Source organism: Actinomadura syzygii (genome assembly GCF_008085905.1).
Lineage (GTDB): Bacteria > Actinomycetota > Actinomycetes > Streptosporangiales > Streptosporangiaceae > Spirillospora > Spirillospora syzygii.
In genome coordinates this window covers 202,115-221,001 of record NZ_VSFF01000008.1, presented here as the reverse complement: position 1 = coordinate 221,001, position 18,887 = coordinate 202,115, and the positions used below count along the sequence as shown (strand labels likewise).

At 72.1% G+C, this 18,887-nt stretch carries 20 protein-coding genes; 10 read left to right on the top strand and 10 right to left on the bottom strand.

Annotated features, from left to right (window positions below):
* Window position 1: 1 nt before the first annotated feature.
* Window positions 2-343 (top strand): HEAT repeat domain-containing protein, encoded by a 342-nt coding sequence (locus tag FXF65_RS21505; RefSeq protein ID WP_222868661.1) that lies wholly within the window; start codon window positions 2-4, stop codon window positions 341-343.
* 26 nt (window positions 344-369) lie between these two features.
* Here the strand turns inward: FXF65_RS21505 and FXF65_RS21500 are convergent, their stop codons facing one another.
* The 5 genes from FXF65_RS21500 to FXF65_RS21480 form a co-directional block, all read right to left on the bottom strand.
* Window positions 370-1,332 carry a hypothetical protein gene (locus FXF65_RS21500; RefSeq protein ID WP_148351783.1) on the bottom strand — a complete coding sequence of 321 codons (963 nt, stop codon included), beginning with the start codon at window positions 1,330-1,332 and terminating at the stop codon, window positions 370-372.
* Window positions 1,329-1,658 (bottom strand): PadR family transcriptional regulator, encoded by a 330-nt coding sequence (locus tag FXF65_RS21495; RefSeq protein ID WP_148351782.1) that lies wholly within the window; start codon window positions 1,656-1,658, stop codon window positions 1,329-1,331. The genes FXF65_RS21500 and FXF65_RS21495 overlap by 4 nt, the downstream gene beginning before the upstream one ends.
* A gap of 51 nt (window positions 1,659-1,709) precedes the next feature.
* Entirely contained in the window at window positions 1,710-3,779 is a 2,070-nt protein-coding gene (locus FXF65_RS21490) for an outer membrane protein assembly factor BamB family protein (RefSeq protein WP_148351781.1), read from the bottom strand.
* A gap of 25 nt (window positions 3,780-3,804) precedes the next feature.
* Window positions 3,805-4,638 (bottom strand): hypothetical protein, encoded by an 834-nt coding sequence (locus FXF65_RS21485; RefSeq protein ID WP_187412436.1) that lies wholly within the window; start codon window positions 4,636-4,638, stop codon window positions 3,805-3,807.
* Between the two features lie 91 nt (window positions 4,639-4,729).
* A complete protein-coding gene (locus FXF65_RS21480) occupies window positions 4,730-6,559 on the bottom strand; it encodes an aromatic amino acid ammonia-lyase (protein WP_187412435.1) in 1,830 nt (609 codons plus the stop codon).
* 227 nt (window positions 6,560-6,786) lie between these two features.
* On the opposite strand from FXF65_RS21480, the gene FXF65_RS21475 reads away from it, so the two are divergent.
* Complete coding sequence (locus FXF65_RS21475) at window positions 6,787-8,937, top strand: MMPL family transporter (RefSeq protein WP_222868660.1); 2,151 nt, start codon at window positions 6,787-6,789, stop codon at window positions 8,935-8,937.
* A gap of 25 nt (window positions 8,938-8,962) precedes the next feature.
* Here FXF65_RS21475 and FXF65_RS21470 read toward each other — a convergent pair whose 3' ends face one another.
* From FXF65_RS21470 to FXF65_RS21460, 4 genes are all read right to left on the bottom strand, one after another.
* Window positions 8,963-9,625, bottom strand: a complete 663-nt coding sequence (locus FXF65_RS21470) for a response regulator (RefSeq protein ID WP_148351777.1) — start codon at window positions 9,623-9,625, stop codon at window positions 8,963-8,965.
* On the bottom strand, window positions 9,622-10,752 hold the full coding sequence (locus tag FXF65_RS21465) for a sensor histidine kinase (RefSeq protein WP_148351776.1): 1,131 nt from the start codon (window positions 10,750-10,752) through the stop codon (window positions 9,622-9,624). The genes FXF65_RS21470 and FXF65_RS21465 overlap by 4 nt, the downstream gene beginning before the upstream one ends.
* 58 nt (window positions 10,753-10,810) lie before the next feature.
* The gene (locus FXF65_RS45915; RefSeq protein ID WP_281288927.1) at window positions 10,811-10,936 is read right to left on the bottom strand and encodes a hypothetical protein; all 126 of its coding nucleotides are present in this window, start codon (window positions 10,934-10,936) and stop codon (window positions 10,811-10,813) included.
* Between the two features lie 131 nt (window positions 10,937-11,067).
* Window positions 11,068-11,535 carry a cysteine dioxygenase gene (locus FXF65_RS21460; protein WP_148351775.1) on the bottom strand — a complete coding sequence of 156 codons (468 nt, stop codon included), beginning with the start codon at window positions 11,533-11,535 and terminating at the stop codon, window positions 11,068-11,070.
* A gap of 248 nt (window positions 11,536-11,783) precedes the next feature.
* Between FXF65_RS21460 and FXF65_RS21455 the strand changes: the two genes are divergently transcribed.
* The 7 genes from FXF65_RS21455 (at window position 11,784) to nhaA (ending at window position 17,932) form a co-directional block, all read left to right on the top strand.
* Entirely contained in the window at window positions 11,784-12,560 is a 777-nt protein-coding gene (locus FXF65_RS21455) for a sulfite exporter TauE/SafE family protein (RefSeq protein ID WP_148351774.1), read from the top strand.
* Between the two features lie 66 nt (window positions 12,561-12,626).
* On the top strand, window positions 12,627-13,301 hold the full coding sequence (locus tag FXF65_RS21450; RefSeq protein ID WP_148351773.1) for a peptidylprolyl isomerase: 675 nt from the start codon (window positions 12,627-12,629) through the stop codon (window positions 13,299-13,301).
* A 147-nt stretch (window positions 13,302-13,448) separates the two neighbouring features.
* On the top strand, window positions 13,449-14,315 hold the full coding sequence (locus tag FXF65_RS21445) for a S8 family serine peptidase (RefSeq protein WP_148351772.1): 867 nt from the start codon (window positions 13,449-13,451) through the stop codon (window positions 14,313-14,315).
* Window positions 14,316-14,459: 144 nt separating this feature from the next.
* Window positions 14,460-15,059, top strand: a complete 600-nt coding sequence (locus tag FXF65_RS21440) for a sulfite oxidase-like oxidoreductase (RefSeq protein WP_148351771.1) — start codon at window positions 14,460-14,462, stop codon at window positions 15,057-15,059.
* Window positions 15,029-15,739: a ferredoxin reductase gene (locus tag FXF65_RS21435; RefSeq protein WP_148351770.1), complete on the top strand. Its 711-nt coding sequence runs from the start codon at window positions 15,029-15,031 to the stop codon at window positions 15,737-15,739. The genes FXF65_RS21440 and FXF65_RS21435 overlap by 31 nt, the downstream gene beginning before the upstream one ends.
* 16 nt (window positions 15,740-15,755) lie before the next feature.
* Window positions 15,756-16,046 (top strand): DUF6510 family protein, encoded by a 291-nt coding sequence (locus FXF65_RS21430; protein ID WP_148351769.1) that lies wholly within the window; start codon window positions 15,756-15,758, stop codon window positions 16,044-16,046.
* Window positions 16,043-17,932 (top strand): Na+/H+ antiporter NhaA, encoded by a 1,890-nt coding sequence (gene nhaA / locus FXF65_RS21425; protein WP_148351768.1) that lies wholly within the window; start codon window positions 16,043-16,045, stop codon window positions 17,930-17,932. The genes FXF65_RS21430 and nhaA overlap by 4 nt, the downstream gene beginning before the upstream one ends.
* A gap of 28 nt (window positions 17,933-17,960) precedes the next feature.
* Here the strand turns inward: nhaA and FXF65_RS21420 are convergent, their stop codons facing one another.
* Window positions 17,961-18,599, bottom strand: a complete 639-nt coding sequence (locus tag FXF65_RS21420) for a DUF6745 domain-containing protein (RefSeq protein WP_222868659.1) — start codon at window positions 18,597-18,599, stop codon at window positions 17,961-17,963.
* A gap of 96 nt (window positions 18,600-18,695) precedes the next feature.
* Here FXF65_RS21420 and FXF65_RS44735 point away from each other — a divergent pair, with 96 nt between their 5' ends.
* Window positions 18,696-18,863, top strand: a complete 168-nt coding sequence (locus tag FXF65_RS44735) for a hypothetical protein (RefSeq protein ID WP_222868658.1) — start codon at window positions 18,696-18,698, stop codon at window positions 18,861-18,863.
* The last annotated feature ends 24 nt before the right edge of the window (window positions 18,864-18,887 follow it).

Sequence of the window (18,887 nt, the reverse complement as noted above, 5' to 3'; positions counted from 1 at the left end):
CATGTCGCGGCGCCGTTTCGACCAGGCCATGCAGCGGATGCGGGAGAAGGACCCGGGGACCCGCGAGGACGCCTTCGACTTCCTCCGCGAGCACGCCGACGCCTACGTCGACGAACTGATCGCGGAATTCGCCGCGGAGACGGAAGATCCCGGCCTGCGCTGCTGGCTGCTGGAACTGATAGCCGAGGCCCGGTCGGAGAAGGCCCTCGACCTCTTCCGCGAACGGCTGGAGGACATGGACGAGTCCCTCCAGTTCTGGGCCGTCCGCGGCCTCGAAATGCTCGACACCCGCGAAGCGGAACAGGCCCTGGACCAGGCCCGCGCCAACGGCTTCATCTCCTAGCGCCACCGCCCTTCACCAGCCACCCCTCACCAGCCGCCCTTCCGGACGAGCCTGACGATGCGTTCGGCGGGCCCGAGGAACACCGCGCCGACCACGAACACCGCGACCGAGACGAGCAGGACGGCGAACAGAACGGTAAGGGACTCATTCGGCACCGTCCCGCCGCCCCTGACCTGGTAGAGCAGGACGAACGAGACGGCCGGTGCGATGAGCAGCACGGCCAGCCTCCGTCCGACCGGCGACCAAAGGACGAGCACGCCGACGACCGCGGCCGCGACGATCTCGCACCGGTCGTAGTAGTACCGGTAGAGAAAGGGGGCGAAGCGAAGCATCTCGATGACGACCGTGGAGGCTAGGAAGAGCCCGGTCGCGGCGAGCAGCGTCTTGTCCTGACGCAGAATTCTCCTGCCTCGCCGGGGGCCGGGTCCGGCGGCGAGCCCGGCGACGGCGAGCAGGCCGAGCATCGGCCACCACACCGTCAGCACCGACGCCGTGGCGTCATGCCGCGCGTACTCGCCACCGACGATCACCGCCCACCAGGCGATCGCCCCGACCGCGCCGAGGGCGGCCGGCCGCCGCGCGCCGGCCAGGGCCAGCACGGCGACCACCGGCCAGATCATCCGGGCGGACCAGTCGGACGGCCAGACGGGCGGCCAGACCGGCAGCCAGGCGGGCGTGTCGGCGAGCCCCCGTTGCCACAACGAGATCACCAGCCGGACGGCGGTGAGGCTCAGCACCAGTGGGAGCAGCACGCCCGCGACGGCGAGGGCGTCGCGCCACCCCGTCCCCGAGGCCCGCGCGACGGTGCGGGACACTCGCACCCGGAGGCCGCCGAGGACCAGGTCAGCGGTCTCCCGGAGGCTGGGCCCGGCCTGTCCCGGACGGGCCGCGGCGAGCAGCACGCCGAGCATCTCGTCCTCGTGGTCGCGGCGGTGGTCGCGCGGATACCAGCGCAGCAGCCGCCGGTACCGGTCGCTCAGGTCGGTCATGTCGTTCCTCCGGCCGGGCGGAGCCGCGCGGCGGCGGCCTCGGCGTTGCGGCGCAGGCGGACGACCTCGGCGGACAGCCGGGATCGCCCCTCATCGGTGATCGTGTAGTAGCGGCGGAGGCGGCCGTCGACGACCTCCTCGCGGTCGGCCGCGACGAGCCCGTCCCGGACGAGCCGGTCGAGAGCGGCGTACAGGGTGCCGGGACGCAGCGTCACGCCCCCGGCGGAGATGCGCCCGACGTCGGTCATGATCCCGTACCCGTGCTGCGGCCCGGCCGCGAGCGCGGTGAGGATCAGGAACGTCGGTTCCCGCATGGCTTGGCTCACGTACTCGTTATATATCGATAGTCGATACGTACTCAAGTCGGCGGGCTGGGACTAGCGGCGGTGCGGGGCGGCGGGCGCCGGGCGCCAGGGGCCGGACTCGACGCGGTACACGAGCCTGCCGTCCGACATCCGCAGGTCGATCAGGTCGTGCTTCAGTTGGCAGCAGGGGGCGCCGGGCGGGACGACGGCCGCCGCGAGCCGCACCGTGTCCCCGTCCTGCCGGACGATCTGAACGTCCTCGTAGTAGGGGCGTTCGGCGGACTCTCCGGGCGGCGCGCCGACAAGTCGGTCGCCCTGGAAGAGGAACACTTGGCTGCAGGCCGGAGGGCCGCAGTCGGCGTAGACGGCGCGCAGCGGCCCCGGGTTGGGCGGAGATGTCTGGATCAGGGCGTTGAAGCCGTGGTCGCGCACGGTCTGCTCCGCGGCGGCCCGGTCGAGCCCGCCCGCCGGGTCCGGTGGACGGTCCGCCTGGAGAAGCCGGGTGATCCTTTCGGTGAGGCCGACCTGGTTGGGCGCGAAGACGGCGATGACGAACCGTCCCCGGGCGACCAGGGCGCGGTCGGCGGTGGGAGGGGCGCTGGCGGTCAGCCTGCGGTACTGGTAGCCGCCCGGTCCGGCCTGCCACACTCCCGGCGGTCCGGGCAGGAGACTCTGCGTCAGGGTCTCGGCGGCCGCCTGGTCGGGGGCGACCCAGCCGACGCGGAGCGAGAAGGGGTGCCGACCGGCGAAATCGCATTGGTCGGAATAGGGCAGGCGCGTTCGTTCGGCGAATGGCGACGGTTTCGCGGGAAACCCGGTGTAGTGGCCGAGTGCGGCGAGTTGTGCCGGGGTGAGAAGGCGGCACGGGTCGGGCCAGTCTGCCGGTCGCGCGCCGCCGAGCCGCGGGTCGGGCAGGGTTTCGCGTTCGAGCCGCAGCGCCGTGAACAGGTGTTGCTGCGAGGTGTGGGAGATGAGGAAGACATATCCGGGGATCGCACCCGCGAACTGTCCGGAGACCGGCCACGGAATGGGCGGCGTGCTACGTCCTGACGCGTCGATGAGGCTCGTCGCCCCCGGTCGCGTCTCCTCGTTGGCGCCGTTGAGCAGCACCAGCCCGTCGGCGGCGGCGGACACGCCGTCCTCGGAACCCACCGAACTGCCGCCGGGCGCGGCCGTCTGCTCCGTCTTCCGCCGCCACAGCTCGGTGCCGTGGGCCAGGCCGACCGCCCGCAGTTCGCCGTCGCCCTGAAGGATCGCCTGGCCGCCCATGACCTGGACGAGGTGCCCCGGCGACCCGTCGACGCGGGAGATCACCAGCCGCGGTCCCGAGACGACCGTCGCCGTCCGCGGAACCGGGCGCGGGTAGTCCGGGGCGGTCAGGTCGGCGGACGTCCATTCGACGCCGACGGCGTCGGGCGTCGTCGCGACGTCCACGACGGTCCCGGGGATCTCGGCGCTGTAGAGCCGCCCGTTCTCGGGGTCCACCGTGAGGAGCGGGCCCTTTTCGCACACCACGACCACCATTTTCTCGGTGGCGGACAAGGTGCCGTTCGAGCACGCACTGGAATGCGTCCAGCGAATGCGGCCGGTCCTCGGGTCGAGCCCGATCATTTCTCCGGTGGCTGCGGTGAAGACGACGCCCCGGGAGGTGACCGCGGTGGCGCCGAGAAAACTGTATCTGCCGGTCTCCACGACATGGCTCGAATACATGTCCTGGACCCACAGCTCGCGGCCGGAGGAGAGGTCGTACGCACGGAGTTGCCGGAAGTCGAAATTGCGCGCGCTGTTCGCACGCGTCTGCGCGACGACCACGCCGCCCGCGAGCGCGACGTCGCCGACCCTCTCGCCGACCTGGATGTCGTGCAGCATCCGGCCGGTCGTCGGGTCGCGGACCTGGATGCCCGTCAGGTCCGGCAGGACGGCGGCGGCCGGGGAGAACGACGCCTCCGGGCGGCCGATGAAGTCCCACGAGTCGAGTCCAACGTCGAGATTGGCGACGGTGGCCGTCCATACCGGCGTCATGAGGTTCGGAAGCGCCCGCCCGGCCCACGACCGGTCCGCGGCCTCGCGCGGCCCGGAGTCGGCCGCGCACACCATCGCCGCGGATAAGAGCAGAACGGCGACCAGCGCCACACGGGTCATGCGCCCGTGGCGCCGTCCGAGCACGTCAGCAGCCCTTCAGTGGCAGGAACCGGCACGCCTTGCGCACCGTCGCCTCGTCGTATCCGGAACCCTTGATGAAAATCGACCGGTAGCGGGACGCGGCCCCGGTCACCCGGAACGGACGCTTGAGCTTCGGGTCGCCGTCGTAGACCACCAGGGTCTCCGCCGCCTTGTTCTTGTGCGCGAACCGGACGACGATGTCGAATTCGAGATATCCCCGGGTTATCGAGACGACGAGATGCGCGGGGGCCTGCTCACCCTGGGCGAGGGTGATGACGGAGCCGTCGCCGTAGCGCTTCCCGCCGATCTTCACGACGGGCGGCGTCGTGTCGAGGTTCGCGGTCAACTGGGCGACCGGCGGCGTGCCCGCCGAGGAATGGCACAGCACGGCGGCGGACGCCGCCGGGCGCGCCCTTTCCCGGGGCCGGATCTCGATTCCGGTGATGGTGGCCTGGCCGCTGCCGCCGCGCAGGCTGAGGTCGATCGGGAGTTCGCCGATCCAGGCGCCGCCGAGCCGTCGTGCCACGCCTTCGACGTCGGAGTCCAACTGGATGGCCGCCCGGTCCCGCGCGCCGAGCGGGTCCCTGAGCGCGAGGCAGCCCGCCTCCGGGGACTTGGACGTCGCGCTCGCCCACATCGCGGGCTCGGCGGTCGCCCGCTGCGCCTTGTCGGAGAGCACGTCCTTCGCGACCGGGAGCAGGACGAGCGTCATGAGCGCGGCGAACACCATGCCGCCGAGCGTGAACAGCCGGACTTTCAGCCTTTTCCATAACGGCGAGCTCTGCCGGTCGGTCGAGGGCGGATGCACGCGGGGCCGGAAATTCCGGTGAGGAGGCACGCGTCCGAGCATAAAGACCGGTGCGCGTGCCGCGCCCCGGAAAACACCCGGGGCGATAGGGGCCGGTAACGGACGGGCGAACCCGTGAAGGTCAGCCCGCCGGTCCCCGGACGGCGCGCAGCAGCCCCTCGCCCGCTTGGCCGTTCACCATGTGGAGCATTCTCTCCAGGTCCGGGGTGAGGTTCCGGTCGTCGTGGAGTTCGGCGATCGTCTGGCGGATGACGTCGTGAATGCGCCGCGTTCCCTCGCCGAGGCGCGGCGGCGCAGCCCTGTCCTTGATGCCATGGACGACGAGGTCGACCCCCTGCGCGCTCATCAGGTATTGCACCGCCAGCACGGTGTCGAGGCGGACCTGGTTCTCGCGCAGATTGCGGGCCGACGCCATCGCCATCGAGTTGTGGTCCTCCTGCCCGTCCTTCGCGGGACGCGACAGCGTCCCGGACGGGAACGCCCGAGCCTGCATCTCCGGAATCAACGCCGTCGCGACCGTCTGGAGCTGGACCATCCCCGAGTTCAGCCCCACCTTGCCGCCCGCCAGATTGGCGGGCAACCCGTAACTCCATCTGCTGGACAGCAGCCGCGCCGACAGTTCCTGAGAGAGCACCCCGGCGTCGACGAGCCCGGCGTTCAGGGCGTCCAGAGAATGGCCGAGAACGGCGCCGTCCCAGTTCCCGCCCATCACGAACTCCACTCCGCCGCCCACTCCGCCGCCCACTCCGCCGCCCACTCTGCCGCCCGCTTCGCGGAACACCAGCGGATTGGACGTGGACGCGTTCATCTCCGGTGCGAGGACCTTCGCGACATGGTCCATGCTCTGCCGGAGCGACGCCAGGATGTGCGGCGCGGCGCGCACCGAGACCGCGTCCTGGACGCGGTGGGAGTCGTCCGGGTTGAAGCGCACGCGCGTCCGGTCCGTCATGAACTCGGTGCCGCGCACCAGCCGCCGCAGCCGGGCGGCGACCGCCCGCTCCTCGGGGATCCGCCGCTCGTCGTGCGTGCGCGGGTCGAGCGAACTGCCCTCCGCCCGCAGCGCCTCCATGAACAGGGCGAACGCGCCTTCGGCATGGTCGGCCTGCGCCTGCGCCCGGTGCAGCGCCGCCACCGCGGACGCGGCGACGACCGTGCTGCCGCTCATGATCGGCAGCGCCTCGCCCATCTCCAGCTCGACCGGGGCGATCCCGGCGGCCCGGAGGATGTCGGCGGCGCGGCCGACGCGGGTCGGGCGGCCCGGCCGCGCCCAGCTCGCGCAGCCGCCGATGCCCGTCGCGACCTGCCCGGCGACCGCCATCGGCTGGAGGTCCCCCGACCCGAGCGACCCGACCTGCGGCAATACCGGGGTGACGCCCTTGTTGACCAGTTCGAGGAACTTGCCGGGCAGTTCGGGCCGCACGCCCATGTGCCCGCGCGCCATCTGGTTGGCGCGGATCACCAGCGCGAGCCGCGCGATCCGTCCCGGCAGGACGGGCTCGGTCGCGACGCCGTGCGAGGCCAGCACGCGCTTCTGGAACTCCTTCGACTCCGCCGGGCTGATCGGACGGTCCTTCAGCGGCCCGAGCGCCTGGTTCCACCCGTAGACGCGCGGCGGGGGCGGGGACTGCCGGGTGACCAGCGCGACAGCGTCGCGGCGGTACTCGCGCATCGTGCGGATCGCGCCGGCGGAGAGGCTCACCCGCAGGCGCGGCGCCGTGAGGACGCGGAACGCCTGGTCGACGGTCAGGGAATCGCCGTCCAACCGCAGGGTGGTGACGGGACCGTCGGGGACGCGCGGCGGGTCGACGCCGACGTTCGCGCAGTCCGCGATCGTCCGCCGCTGCGCGGGGACGCCCGGGACGGGCGCCGCGACGGCGACGCCGCTCGCGCCGACGACCAGCAGGGCCGTCCCGGCGGCGACCAGCCCCTTCGACCGACCGTGCTTCCTCAACCGAGCCTCCCGAGCGCCGCTCCGCCATCGCGAGTTCGGCCTACCCGCGCGCGGGTCAGCGGGTCGTCGGGACCGGGCAAAGATCATCCGTGCGCGGGCGGGCTACCGCGAGCGGAGTACCGCGGGCGCGGTAGCGCGGGCCGAATAGTGCCTTTTCCTGCACGACGACGCGGAACTGCCGAAACACAAGCATTGGAGGGACGCCCAAAGACGCAAGGAGAACGATGATGCCCACCGAGAATCCGCCTCCGGACGGGGTTCTGGCGAGACTCGCCCGGTTCTGCTTCCGGCGCCGCCGCCTGGTCGTCCTGGCCTGGATCGTCGGCGTGCTCGCCGTGGCGTTCGCCGGGTTCGGATATGGCGCGGACTACGACAACGATTTCTCCGGCGGCGACTCCGGGTCGGCGAAGGCGCAGCGGATCGTCGAAAGGCATTTCCCCGAGCAGCAGGGCGACACCCTGACCCTCGCCGTCAAGGCGGACCGGGGAATCGACGACCCGGCCGTCCGGCGGAAGGTCGAGAAGGTCATCGCCGAGCTGGCCGACTCGCCCGTGACGGGCCCGGTGACGTCGCCGTACCAGGACGGGAGCCTGGTCACGGCCGATCGGCGCATCGCCCGCACGACGATCCCGCTGACGGTGAAGGAGCCGCCGAAGTCCGACGTCAAGCCGCTGGTGGACGCGGTCGAGGACGCCTCCGGCGACGGCGTCGCGCTGGGCCTCGGCGGGGAGATGGCGGAGAAGGCCGAGACCCCGGGGCAGGGTCCGGCCGAGGGCGTCGGCGTGCTCGCCGCCGCCGTGATCCTGTTCGTCGCCTTCGGCTCGCTGGTGGCGATGGGCCTGCCGATCGTGACCGCGCTGATGGCGATCCTCGGGGGCATCGCCACGATCAGGCTGGTCGGATACGTCATGCCCGCGCCCGACTTCACCGTGATCGTCGCCGCGCTGATCGGGCTCGGCGTCGGCATCGACTACGCCCTGTTCATCGTGACCCGCTACAAGGAGGCCCTCCAGGACGGCGACGGCCCCGAGGCGGCCGCCGTCAAGGCGATCACGACCGCCGGGCACGCCGTCCTGTTCGCCGGGACGACCGTCATGATCGCGCTGCTCGGCCTGACGGTCGTCGGCCAGCGGCTGATCACCGGCGTCGCCGTCGCCGCCGCGCTGACCGTGCTCGTGACGATGGCCGCCGCGGTGACGCTGCTGCCCGCGTTCCTCGGCTTCACCGGCCACCGGATCAACTCGCTGCGGCTGCCGCGCCGCAGCGGGCGAGGCCCGGCGCGGGAGCGGCGGACCCCGGCGGAGCGCTGGGCCGGTGTCGTGCAGGGCCGTCCGCTGATCGCGGCGACGCTCGCGGGCGCGGGCCTGCTGGTGCTCGCCGCGCCCCTGCTGTCGATGCGGCTGAGCCTGCCGGACGCGAGCGTGCAGCCCCACGACCGGAGCAGCTACACGTCCCACACGATCGTCTCGGAGGGCTTCGGGCCGGGCTACGGCGCGCCGCTGATCTTCGCGACCGAGACGGGGGCGCGGTCCGACCTGGGTCCGGTCGTCGCGGCGGTCCGCGCGACGAAGGGCGTCGCCTCCGTCACCCCGCCCCGGATCAGCCGGGACGGGCAGGCCGCGATCTTCATGGCCTTCCCCGCGACCGGCTTCCAGGACGAGGCGACCCCCGAACTGGTCCACCACCTCCGCGACGACGTCCTGCCCCGCGCGCCCGGCGGCGCGGACGTCCGGCTCGGCGGCCCGAACGCCGTCGCGATCGACTTCTCCGCCGACATCGGCGCGCGGCTGCCGCTGATGATCGCGGTCGTGGTCGCGATGTCGCTGGTGCTGCTGGTCGCGCTGGTCCGGTCGGTGACGATCGCGTTGCAGGCCGCCGTGCTGAACCTGCTGTCGATCGGCGCCGCGTACGGGGTGCTGGTGGCGATCGTCCAGTGGGGCTGGCTCGGCAGGCCGCTCGGCTTCCCGACCGAGACGCCGATCGCGAGCTGGGTGCCGATGCTGATGTTCGCGCTGCTGTTCGGCCTGTCGATGGACTACGAGGTGTTCCTCGTCTCGCGGATCCGCGAGGAGTACGAGCGGTCCGGCGACACCCGGACGGCCGTCACCCGCGGCCTGGTGCGAACGGCCAAGGTCATCACCGCCGCGGCCGCCATCATGGTCGCCGTCTTCACGACGTCCCTGCTTGGCCCGGACGTGGCGGTCAAGCAGATCGGCCTCGGCATGGCGGTCGCCGTGCTCATCGACGCGACGATCGTCCGGATGGTGCTCGTCCCGGCGGTGATGGAAATGTGCGGCAAGGCCAACTGGTGGATGCCCGGACGCCGGAAGCAGGTGCCGTCCGCCATTCCCCAGGTCGAGGAAACGGCGGGAGTCTGACTTCCAAGCCGGTGGCCCCTCGGAGTCATTGACTCCGAGGGGCCACCAATCCGGACTCATAGGCGAGGACGACGAGCTGGGCCCGGTCACGGGCCTGGAGTTTCGCCATCGCCCGGTTGATGTGCGTCTTCGCCGTGAACGGGCTGATCACCATCCGGTCGGCGATCTCGTCGTTGGACAGTCCCTGCGCGGCCAGCAGAACGGCCTCGCGCTCCCGGTTCGTCAGTTCCTTCAGCCCTTCTCCCACTCCGGGATTGAGGGGCTGCGCGACGTACCGGCTGATCAGCATCCGGGTGATGGACGGCGCGAGCAGCGCGTCCCCCCGCGCGGCGACGCGGACGGAATGCAGCAGGTCGTCCGGCTCGATGTCCTTGACGAGGAATCCGGCGGCGCCGGCGCGCAGCGCGTTGAAGACGTATTCGTCGAAGCCGTAATTGGTCAGGATGACGACGTGGACCCCGGCGAGGTCCGGGTCGGCGGCAATGCGCCGGGTCGTCTCGATTCCGTCCATGACGGGCATCTGGATGTCGATGAGCGCGATGTCCGGGAGGTGCTCCTTGATGAGCGCCAGGCCCTCCTGCCCGTCCCCGGCCTCGGCGATGACGTCGATGTCGTCCTCGGCGTTCAGCAGGGCCCGGAACCCGCCCCTGATCAGCGGCTGGTCGTCGCACAGCAGGACGCGGATCACGAGAGCCCGCCCACCGGGAACTCGGCCCGCACGCTGAATCCGCCTTCGCTGCGCGGCTCCGCGCTCAACTGTCCGCCAAGAGCCGTGACGCGCTCCCGCATTCCGAGCAACCCGACGCCCGGAACAGGCGAAACACCCGGCGTCGCCTTTCCGTCGTCGTCGACGCGAATGGCGAGCGTCCCCGGGCCGTAGTCGATCCGAATGGACGCCGTGGCGGCGGCCGCGTGCCGCGCCGTGTTGGTCAGCGACTCCTGGACGATCCGGTACGCCGTCTGGTCGACCGCGACCGGCACGTCCTGCCGCTGCCCCTCGATGGTCAGCGTCGTCTCCAAGCCGATCCCCCGCGCCCTCTCCACCAGTTCGGGGACGTGGTCGAGCCCGCGCGACGGCGACCGCTCGTCGTCGCGCAGCGTCTCCAGCGTCGCGCGCAGCTCCCGCGTCGCCTCGCGTCCCGCCTCCTGGATCGCGAGCAGCACCTCCGGCACCGGCTCGCCCCGCTTGCGGGCCAGGTGCACGGCGACCCCCGCCTGCACCTTGATGATCGAGATCTGGTGGGTGAGCGAGTCGTGCAGCTCCCGCGCGATGTGCAGCCGCTCCTCCGACGCGCGCAGCCGGGCGGCCTCCTCGCGGGTGCGCTCGGCCTCGTCCGCGCGCAGCTCCGCCTGCCGCAGCGCCTCCCCGGCGGCGCCCGCGGCGACCAGCCAGGCCAGCTCCAGGACGCCCTGCGCCTGCGCGAACGCATCGCTCAGCGGCCGGTCCCCGGACGAGGCCATCGCCGCGACCGGGAGCGCCGCCAGCAGGGCCGCGCTCACCGCCAGCGTGACGGTGCGATGCCCCGACCGGACGGCCGTGTAGACCGCGAACAGGTACGCGACCGCGGGGACCTCGAACCCGACCGCCTTGTACCCGACCGCGCACAGCCCTGTGACGACCAGGACGGGGACGGGGGCCCGGCGCAGGCCGACGAGCGCGAGCCCGCCGACCACCACCAGCGCGTAACCGAGGAAATCGAGGTCGGAGGGTGTGTGTTCCTGCGCCAGCGCGGCGCCCAGCAGCATCGCCGCCACCCCGACCGCGATCGCCGGGTCCCGGACCCGGGCCCAGAAACCGGACAATCCGCTGCTCATACGCGGACCCTACCCGGACCTCCGCGAACGCGAATCGTGCCACCGGACGAACGTCCGTCTACTGCGAGCGCAGTATGCCCGTGCCGGTCGTCAGCGGGGCTTCATGGCGGAGGACGGCCCCGACCTGTTGCGCCGCGGGACGGGCGCGGGTGTGCTGCTCGTTCTGCTCCGCGTACGGAGGCATGCCTACCGGAGGAGGTAGGGCCTGGCCCGATACCACGCCACGACCGGGCCAGGCCCTCGCAGGGGAGGTGGTCCACTGCCGCGCACCACCGGTGCGTCAGCCTCCGGCGCCTCCTCCACCGTTCGGCCGGGTCACCATTGACCGGCCTCTTCGGTCACAAGCCGCACCAGGCGGCCGTCATGCAGGTCGTACCGATTCATGGACGACAGCGGCGGCGAGTACACGTGCACACTGACCGCGGGCGCGGCCGACACGTTGCGCACCTCGTGGACGTAGTCCGCCCCGAACGCGCGGGACTCGCCGGACGACACGTCCCGCACCGCGCCGAGGTCGCGCTCCTGGAGGCTGCCGAGCGCCACCGCGAACGCGCCCCGCGAGCCGCCGTGGTCGTGCAGCCCGGTCGTCTGACCGGGCAGCCAGCTGATCAGCCAGAGCTCGCGCTCGTCGTCCCGGTGCAGCCGCTCGTACCAGCGACCCTGCGCGCTCAGCCGCACCCGCGGCAGCCAGGCGTCCAGGTTCTCGGCGAGGTCGGACACCGTGGCGGCGAGCGCCGTGTCTCCGCTCCCGACCCTCTCCGGGATGGTCGTGCCAATCGTCATCGCTCCGGTCTCCCACTCTCCGCGTCGTTGGTCGTGCGCCATGCGTCACTTGGACGTGGAGCTACGACACAGACCGCCGGCGAGCCTTCCGAAGTCGACGTGCGGTCGCGTCCAGAGAGCGAGACCCGAATGCATGAGACCAGCATGGCCGGGATTCCCTACTAAGTCAACCTGAAATATCGTCAAGCTTGCTCCGGCGCGCCCGGGAGCACGGCTGAGCAGGGCGGTAAGGCAGGATTCGTCCGGTGATGCCGGAGCTGCTGTTCGGGTTCGCCGCCGGGGCGTCGATCGCGGTCGTGACGGCCCCGGTCGGGGTGTCGGGGGCGGTGTTCCTGCTTCCCGCGCAGCTCAGCCTGCTGAACGTCCCGAACCCGGCAGTCACCCCGACGAACCTGCTGTTCAACGTCGTCGCCGGGCCCGGCGCCCTGGTCCGGCACCACCGCCAGGGGAACCTCACGGGGCCGCTGACGCGGCTGCTGGTCGCCGGGACGCTCCCCGGCGTCGTCGCCGGGGCGGTGATCCGGGTGTTCGCCGTCCCCGGCCCGGTGGTGTTCCGGCTGCTGGTCGGGCTGCTCCTGCTGCCGCTCGGGGTGTGGCTGTGCGTCCGCGCGCTGCGCCCGGCCCGGCGGCGCGCCGGGCGGCCGTCCACCCGCTTCGTCACCGGGCTCGCGCTGGCCGTCGGCACGGTCGGCGGCGTCTACGGCATCGGCGGCGGGTCGATCATCGGGCCCGTGCTGGTCGGACGCGGCATGCCCGTCTCCGAGGTCGCGCCCGCCGCGCTGGCGTCCACGTTCCTCACGTCCGTGGCGGGCGCCGCGACCTATGCGGTGCTCTCGCTCACCGCGCACGGCGACATCGCCCCGCACTGGACGCTCGGCGTGGCCTGCGGGCTCGGCGGGTTGATCGGCGGATACGCGGGGGCGCGCCTGCAACCCCGGCTTCCCGAGACCGCGCTCAAGATCGCGCTCGGCTTGTCGGCCACCGTTTTGGCGGTGCTCTATCTCGTCCAGGCGGCCGCCATTTAGACGGTGGCTGGTTCGTCGCTTTTTGCCACTTGGCCGGTGCCGCGATGATCACTACGGTAATGCGGTATGAGACCGCGCTGGACCGTCCTCGCCCTGGCCGCCGGTTTTGCCGCCGCGCTCGTCGTCCCGTCCGGCACCGCTCACGCGGCGTCACCGGAAAAGGGCGGGCACGCGGTCCGGTGCGCGTTCACCCCGACGCCCGACAATCCGCCCGCGAAACGGGTGCACCCGCCGCGTTCCAAAGCGCGTTCCCACGGCGAGGTGGACGTCGTCATCATCACCAACTTCGGCGATGTGCGCATACGGATGGACAGGGGTAACGCACCGTGTGCGGTGCACAATTTCGTGAGCCTGTCGCGGCAGCGGTTCTATGACCACACGCGGTGCTGGCGGCTGACGAACTCGCCGCGGCTCGGCGTCCTGCAGTGCGGCGACATCTACGCCGCCGAGAAGGGCGGGCCCGGCTACAAGTTCGACGACGAACTGACCGGCCAGGAGAAGTATCCGCGCGGGACGGTCGCCATGGGCAACTGGGGCCCGGACACCAACGGCAGTCAGTTCTTCCTCGTCCACTCGCGCGCCGAGATCCCGCCCGCCTACACCGTCCTCGGCGAGGTGACCTCGGGTCTCCGCGTCCTCGACCGGATCGTGAAGGGCGGCATCATCCCGGGCGAGAACGGCCCCGACGACGGCGAGCCGACCGCGCCCGTCAAAATCCACCGGGTCTTCGTCCGCGGCTGACGGAACGCAGTTCCGCCGTTTCGTTCCGCGCTGGCCTGTTCCGGCCGCCTCCGACCTGGGTTAATGGCTTTTCTCGACCTTGCGATCAAGCATGGGCGCTGTCACGATGATTTTGCCACGGACCGCGCCTGGGGGTGGTCGGGTTTCATGGAATCACTCTCTCTGGTCGGTCTCGGCCCATTGATGGAACGCTCCGCCGGGAGCCCCGGTATTGGCGTCGGAATCGTCGACGGGCCCGTCCTGTCAGGCCATCCGGGCCTGTGGGGCGCGCGCGTCGCGGGGACGCCGGGCGGGCATAAGGCGACCTGCGCCCGGCCCGGTCATCCGGCCTGCCTGCACGGCACTTTCATCGCCGGAATCCTCGCCGCGCGACGCGACTCCGGCGCTCCCGCCATTTGCCCGGAATGCACGATCTACGTCCATGCGGTTTTCACCGACCATTCCGGGAACGGCCGGACCCCGACCGCCACTCCCGAGGACATCGCCACCGGAATACTCGCCTGCGCGGCGGCGGGCGCCCGCGTCGTCAACGTCAGCGCCGCCATGGACCGGCCCCGTCCCGACCACGAGCGGCGGCTCGTCGACGCGCTCGACCACGCCGCGCGGCAGGGCGTGCTCATCGTCGTCGCGGCGGGCGACGACCGGACCGCCGGGAGCAGCGCGCTCACCGGCCACCCCTGGGTCCTGCCCGTCGCCGCCTACGACCGGACGGGACGTCCCATGCGCGGCTCGAACCTCGGCCGCTCGGTCGGGCGGCGCGGGCTCGGCGGCCCCGGCGACCGGGTGACGAGCCTCGGCCCGGACGGCCCGCCGCTCGCCCGGAGCGGGACGAGCGTCGCCGCCCCCTTCGTCACCGGGACGATCGCGCTCCTCTGGTCGCTGTTCCCGACCGCGTCCGCCGCCGAGATCAGGACCGCCGTGACCGCCTCCGGCACGCGCGCGAGCTTCGTGCCGCCGCTGCTCGACGCCACCGCGGCGCTCCAGGCGATGGCCCGCAGGCGAACCCCCGCCTGACACGGCCCGGGTCGTCCCGCGAAGGCGGAACGACCCGGCCGGGCCGAATTCTTTGGGGCCTCATGGGGCGCGGTTTCGCGTCACGCCGCCGTCGGCGGGGACGATCCAACGAAACCCCCGTCCCACTCGACTGAGGAGGCTGCGATGGGGATCGTCTCGCCCGGCTTTCACGGTCGGCGGCGCAAGTCCGCCGCCGAGCTGCCGCCGGGGCAGTACCTGACCAACGACTTCCCGGTGCTGTCGGCGGGCCCGACCCCGCGGATGCGGGAGGACGACTGGGAGTTCACCGTCACCACGGAGACGGGCCGGGAGCACCGCTGGACATGGCGCGAATTCCTGGACCTGCCGGCCGAGACGCCGACGGTCGACATCCACTGCGTCACCAAATGGTCCAAGCTGGCCACGGAATGGGAGGGGGTGTCGCTGGACGCCCTGCTCGCCGACGTCGAGACCGAGGCCGATTTCGCGCTCGTCCACTCCTACGGCGGCTACACGACCAATCTGCCGCTCGCGGACCTGGTGGAGGGGCAGGCGTGGATCGTCCACCGCTACAACGGCGAGGAGTTGGCGCCCGAGCACGGCGGCCCGGCACGGCTGCTGGTGCCGCACCTGTATTTCTGGAAGTCGGCGAAATGGGTGCACGGAATCCGGCTGCTCACCGACGACGAACCCGGTTTCTGGGAATCCGCGGGCTACCACGACTACGGCGACCCATGGCGCGAGCAGCGATACCAGGGCGACTAGCCTGGCGCGTCGCGCGGCTGGCCGAGGCGCGCCAGGAGACCGAGACGGCGCGCACGCTGGTCTTCGACGTCCCGGACTGGCCCGGTCAGACGGCAGGCCAGCACATCGACCTGCGGTTGACGGCGGACGACGGATACACCGCGCAGCGCAGCTATTCGCTTTCCGCACCCGACCGGGTGGAATTGACCGTCCAGCGGATAGCGGACGGCGAGGTGTCCCCCTATCTGACCGATGTCATCGGCCTCGGAGACCCGGTCGAGCTTCGCGGCCCGGTAGGCGGCTGGTTCGTCTGGCGGCCGGGCACAGAACGGCCAGTGCTACTCATCGCGGGCGGGTCGGGAATCGCGCCGCTGATGGCGATGATCCGGGCGCGCCGCCGGTCCGGGGACGGGACGCCGTTCACGCTCCTCTATTCCGTCCGGACGCCGTCCGACGTGTATTTCGCCGACGAGTTGCGGCGTCCCGACCACGGCCTGACCGTGGCGCTCGTCTACACCCGCGAGGCCCCGGACGGCTGGCCGCGCCCGCCCGGCCGCCTCGCCCCCGCCGACCTCGCGCACCTCGGCCTGGCCGGCGACTGTTTCGTGTGCGGACCCACCGGTTTCGTGGAGGCGGCGGCAGACCTGCTGGTCGCCCGCGGCCACGACCCGCGCCGGATCAGGACCGAACGGTTCGGCTGAGCGGAGGCTGATCGACATGACCGCGCGAGACACCGGCACCGGATACGTGGACGGCAACGCGCTCGCCGGGCCGCTCGGCGAGCTGTTCGCCCTGGTCGCCATGGACGTCACCGCCGCCACCGGACGCTGCGTCAACTGCGGCCGCACCGGCCCGGTCGCCGCGCTGGCGGTGTACGACCGCGCGCCCGGCATGGTCGCCCGCTGCCCCGGATGCGATCATGTGATGTTGCGCCTGGTTCGCACACCGGACGCGGCCTGGCTCGACCTCAGCGGGATGGTGTGGCTGCGCGTGACGACGGAGCGATGACGGAGGGCCAGGCGGCCGGGCCGTTCGCCGGCCGGACCACGGCATGGGCGCGAAACCTGCGAACCCCGCTCCGCGAGTTCATGCGCACCGAGACCGGCGGCGCGCTGGTCCTGCTGGCCGCCACGCTCGCCGCGCTGGCCTGGGCGAACGCGGACGCGGCGTCCTACGAGCGCGCCTGGTCGACGCACCTGTCGCTCCGGCTCGGCGACGCGGGGATCTCGCAGGACCTGCGGAACTGGGTCAACGGCGGCCTGATGACGGTGTTCTTCTTCGTCGTCGGGCTGGAGGCGCGCCGCGAGTTCGACATGGGCGAGCTGCGCGACCGGCGGCGGCTCGCGCTGCCGCTCGCGGCCGGGATCGGCGGGATGCTCGTCCCGGTCGGGATCTACCTGGCGGTGAACGCGGGACGGCCGTCCGCGCACGGCTGGGGCATCGCGATGTCGACCGACACGGCGTTCGCGCTGGGCGTCCTCGCGCTGGTCGGACGCAGGTTCCCGGCCCGGCTCCGCGCGTACCTCCTTACCGCGACGGTCGTGGACGACGTCGTCGCGCTCCTCGTGATCGCCACCGTCTACAGCGAGGACGTGTCGGCTCCGCCGCTGCTGCTGGCGGCGGGCCTGCTCGCGGCGACGGTGGTCGTCCGCGCGCTCGGGATCCGGCAGGTCGCGGTGTACATCGTGCTCGGCGTGGCCGCGTGGGGGGCGCTGTACTCGTCCGGGGTGGAGCCGGTGGTGGTCGGCCTGGCGATGGGCCTGCTGACGTACGCGCACCCGGCGGCGCGGAGCGACCTGGAGCGCGCGACGGAGGTGTTCCGCCTGTTCCGCGAGCAGCCCACCCCGGAGTTCGCCCGGTCCGCGCGGACCGGCGTGGCCGCCGCGATCTCCCCGAACGAGCGGCTCCAGCTCCTGATCCACCCGTGGACGAGCTACGTGATCGTGCCGTTGTTCGCGCTGGCCAACGCGGGCGTCCCGATCAGCGCCGGGTTCCTCGGACGCGCCTTCACGTCCCCGATCACGCTCGGCATCCTCGTCGGCTACGTGGTCGGGAAACCGGTCGGCATCGTCGGTTTCTCGTGGTTCGTCCGGCGGGTGAGCAAGGGGCGGCTGCGCCCGCCGGTCGGCTGGGCCGCCGTCGCGGGCGGCGGCGCGATCGCCGGGATCGGGTTCACCGTGGCGCTGCTGATCGCGACGCTGTCCTTCACCGGCGACGAGCTGGAGGAGGCGAAGATCGGCGTGCTGCTCGCCGCGCTCGCCGCGACGGTCGTCACGTGGACGGTGGTCCGCGTCGCGGCGCTGCTGCCCGCGCGGCTGCGGCTGCGGGCGCTGCTCGGCACGGCGGAGAGCATCGTCGACCTGGCCGCGCCGGTCGTCCCGGACCGCGACCACGTCCGCGGGCCGGACCGCGCGCCCGTCACGGTCGTCGAGTACGGCGACTTCGAGTGCCCGTACTGCGGGCAGGCCGAGTCGGTCATCCGGGAGCTGCTCGCCGACCACGGGGACGTCCGGTACGTGTGGCGGCACCTGCCGTTGAACGACATCCACCCGCAGGCGCAGCTCGCCGCGCACGCCGCCGAGGCCGCCGCCGCGCAGGACGCCTTCTGGGAGATGCACGACCTGCTGCTCGACCGGCAGGACGCGCTGCAGCCGCGCGACCTCGTCCGGTACGCGGAGGAACTGGGCCTGGACGTCGAGCGTTTCCGCCGCGACCTGCGCTCGGGCGTGGGCGCGGCGCGGATCGCGGAGGACGTCGACTCCGCCGACCTGAGCGGCGTCTCCGGCACCCCGACCTTCTTCGTGAACGGACGCCGCCACGTCGGCGCCTACGACATCGCGACGCTGTCCGCCGCCGTGAAGTACGCGCGCAAACGGGTGGCGGTGGGCTCGTAGGAGAGCCCACCGCCACGTCGGACATCGATCAGACCGGTCGCCAGCCGTCCCGGTAGCGGACGCTCCGGACCTGGACCTCGTCGTGCCACGTCCCGGGCACCGGTTCGACGCTCACCGCCTCGGGACGCTCGACCACGACGCACACGTCCTCGCCGGGCCACCACCACCCGCACGAGCGGGCGAGCGCGGCCCAGTGGGCGAGGTGGTCGAGGTCGTCCGGCCGGTAGCGGGCCAGGCCGAGCCGGTGCAGGACGTCGTAGTACGCGATCCACGGCGCGTCCTGCTGCCCATACCAGCACACCGGCACGGGCCCTCTGCCCAGCGCGTCCCGCACGGGCACGCGGAACCCGGTCGCGAGGCTTTGGTGAAGCGCCACCCGAATTCCCTGATGCAGGACGACACCGAACGGAATCCCGACACGGATCGCGTCCAGCGGCGGCAGTTTGGGCCACCGCTCACCGCGTTTGCCCTTCCGTACCAGGGACAGTTCCGGGTCGGCGTGGATCACGGTCGAGCTGAGCGCTCCACGCAATTTCGCCCCGGCCATGGCCACGTCGCTCGCCAACGGCGGAGCGTCCCTCGAAGCCGGGCGCCGGATCCCCCGGTACAGGTCGTCGAGCGTGGGCAGGCCGGTGACCAGCGGAATCGCCGCTTCCGGGGAGTCCACCCAAACGACCTTCGGCCGTGGACGTGAGATCTTCGCGTAGATCGCGTTGAGGCTGCGTTCGGCCGTCAGCCGATCAGCCGGTTCCGTGGACAGACCGTGGCCGAGCCATTCCTGCCTGATCTTGACTGCGTCCCGCCACTGGTCGCGGGGATTCCCGCTGCGAAATTCGGCGGCGGGGACGGCGGCGTCTTCGCGCCGCGCGAGCGCGATCATCGCGCGTGGGCGTCGCCGCCCTTCCTGATGGAGATCATGTCCAGATCATGACCCCTCCCCCGCCCCGAGCGCAAC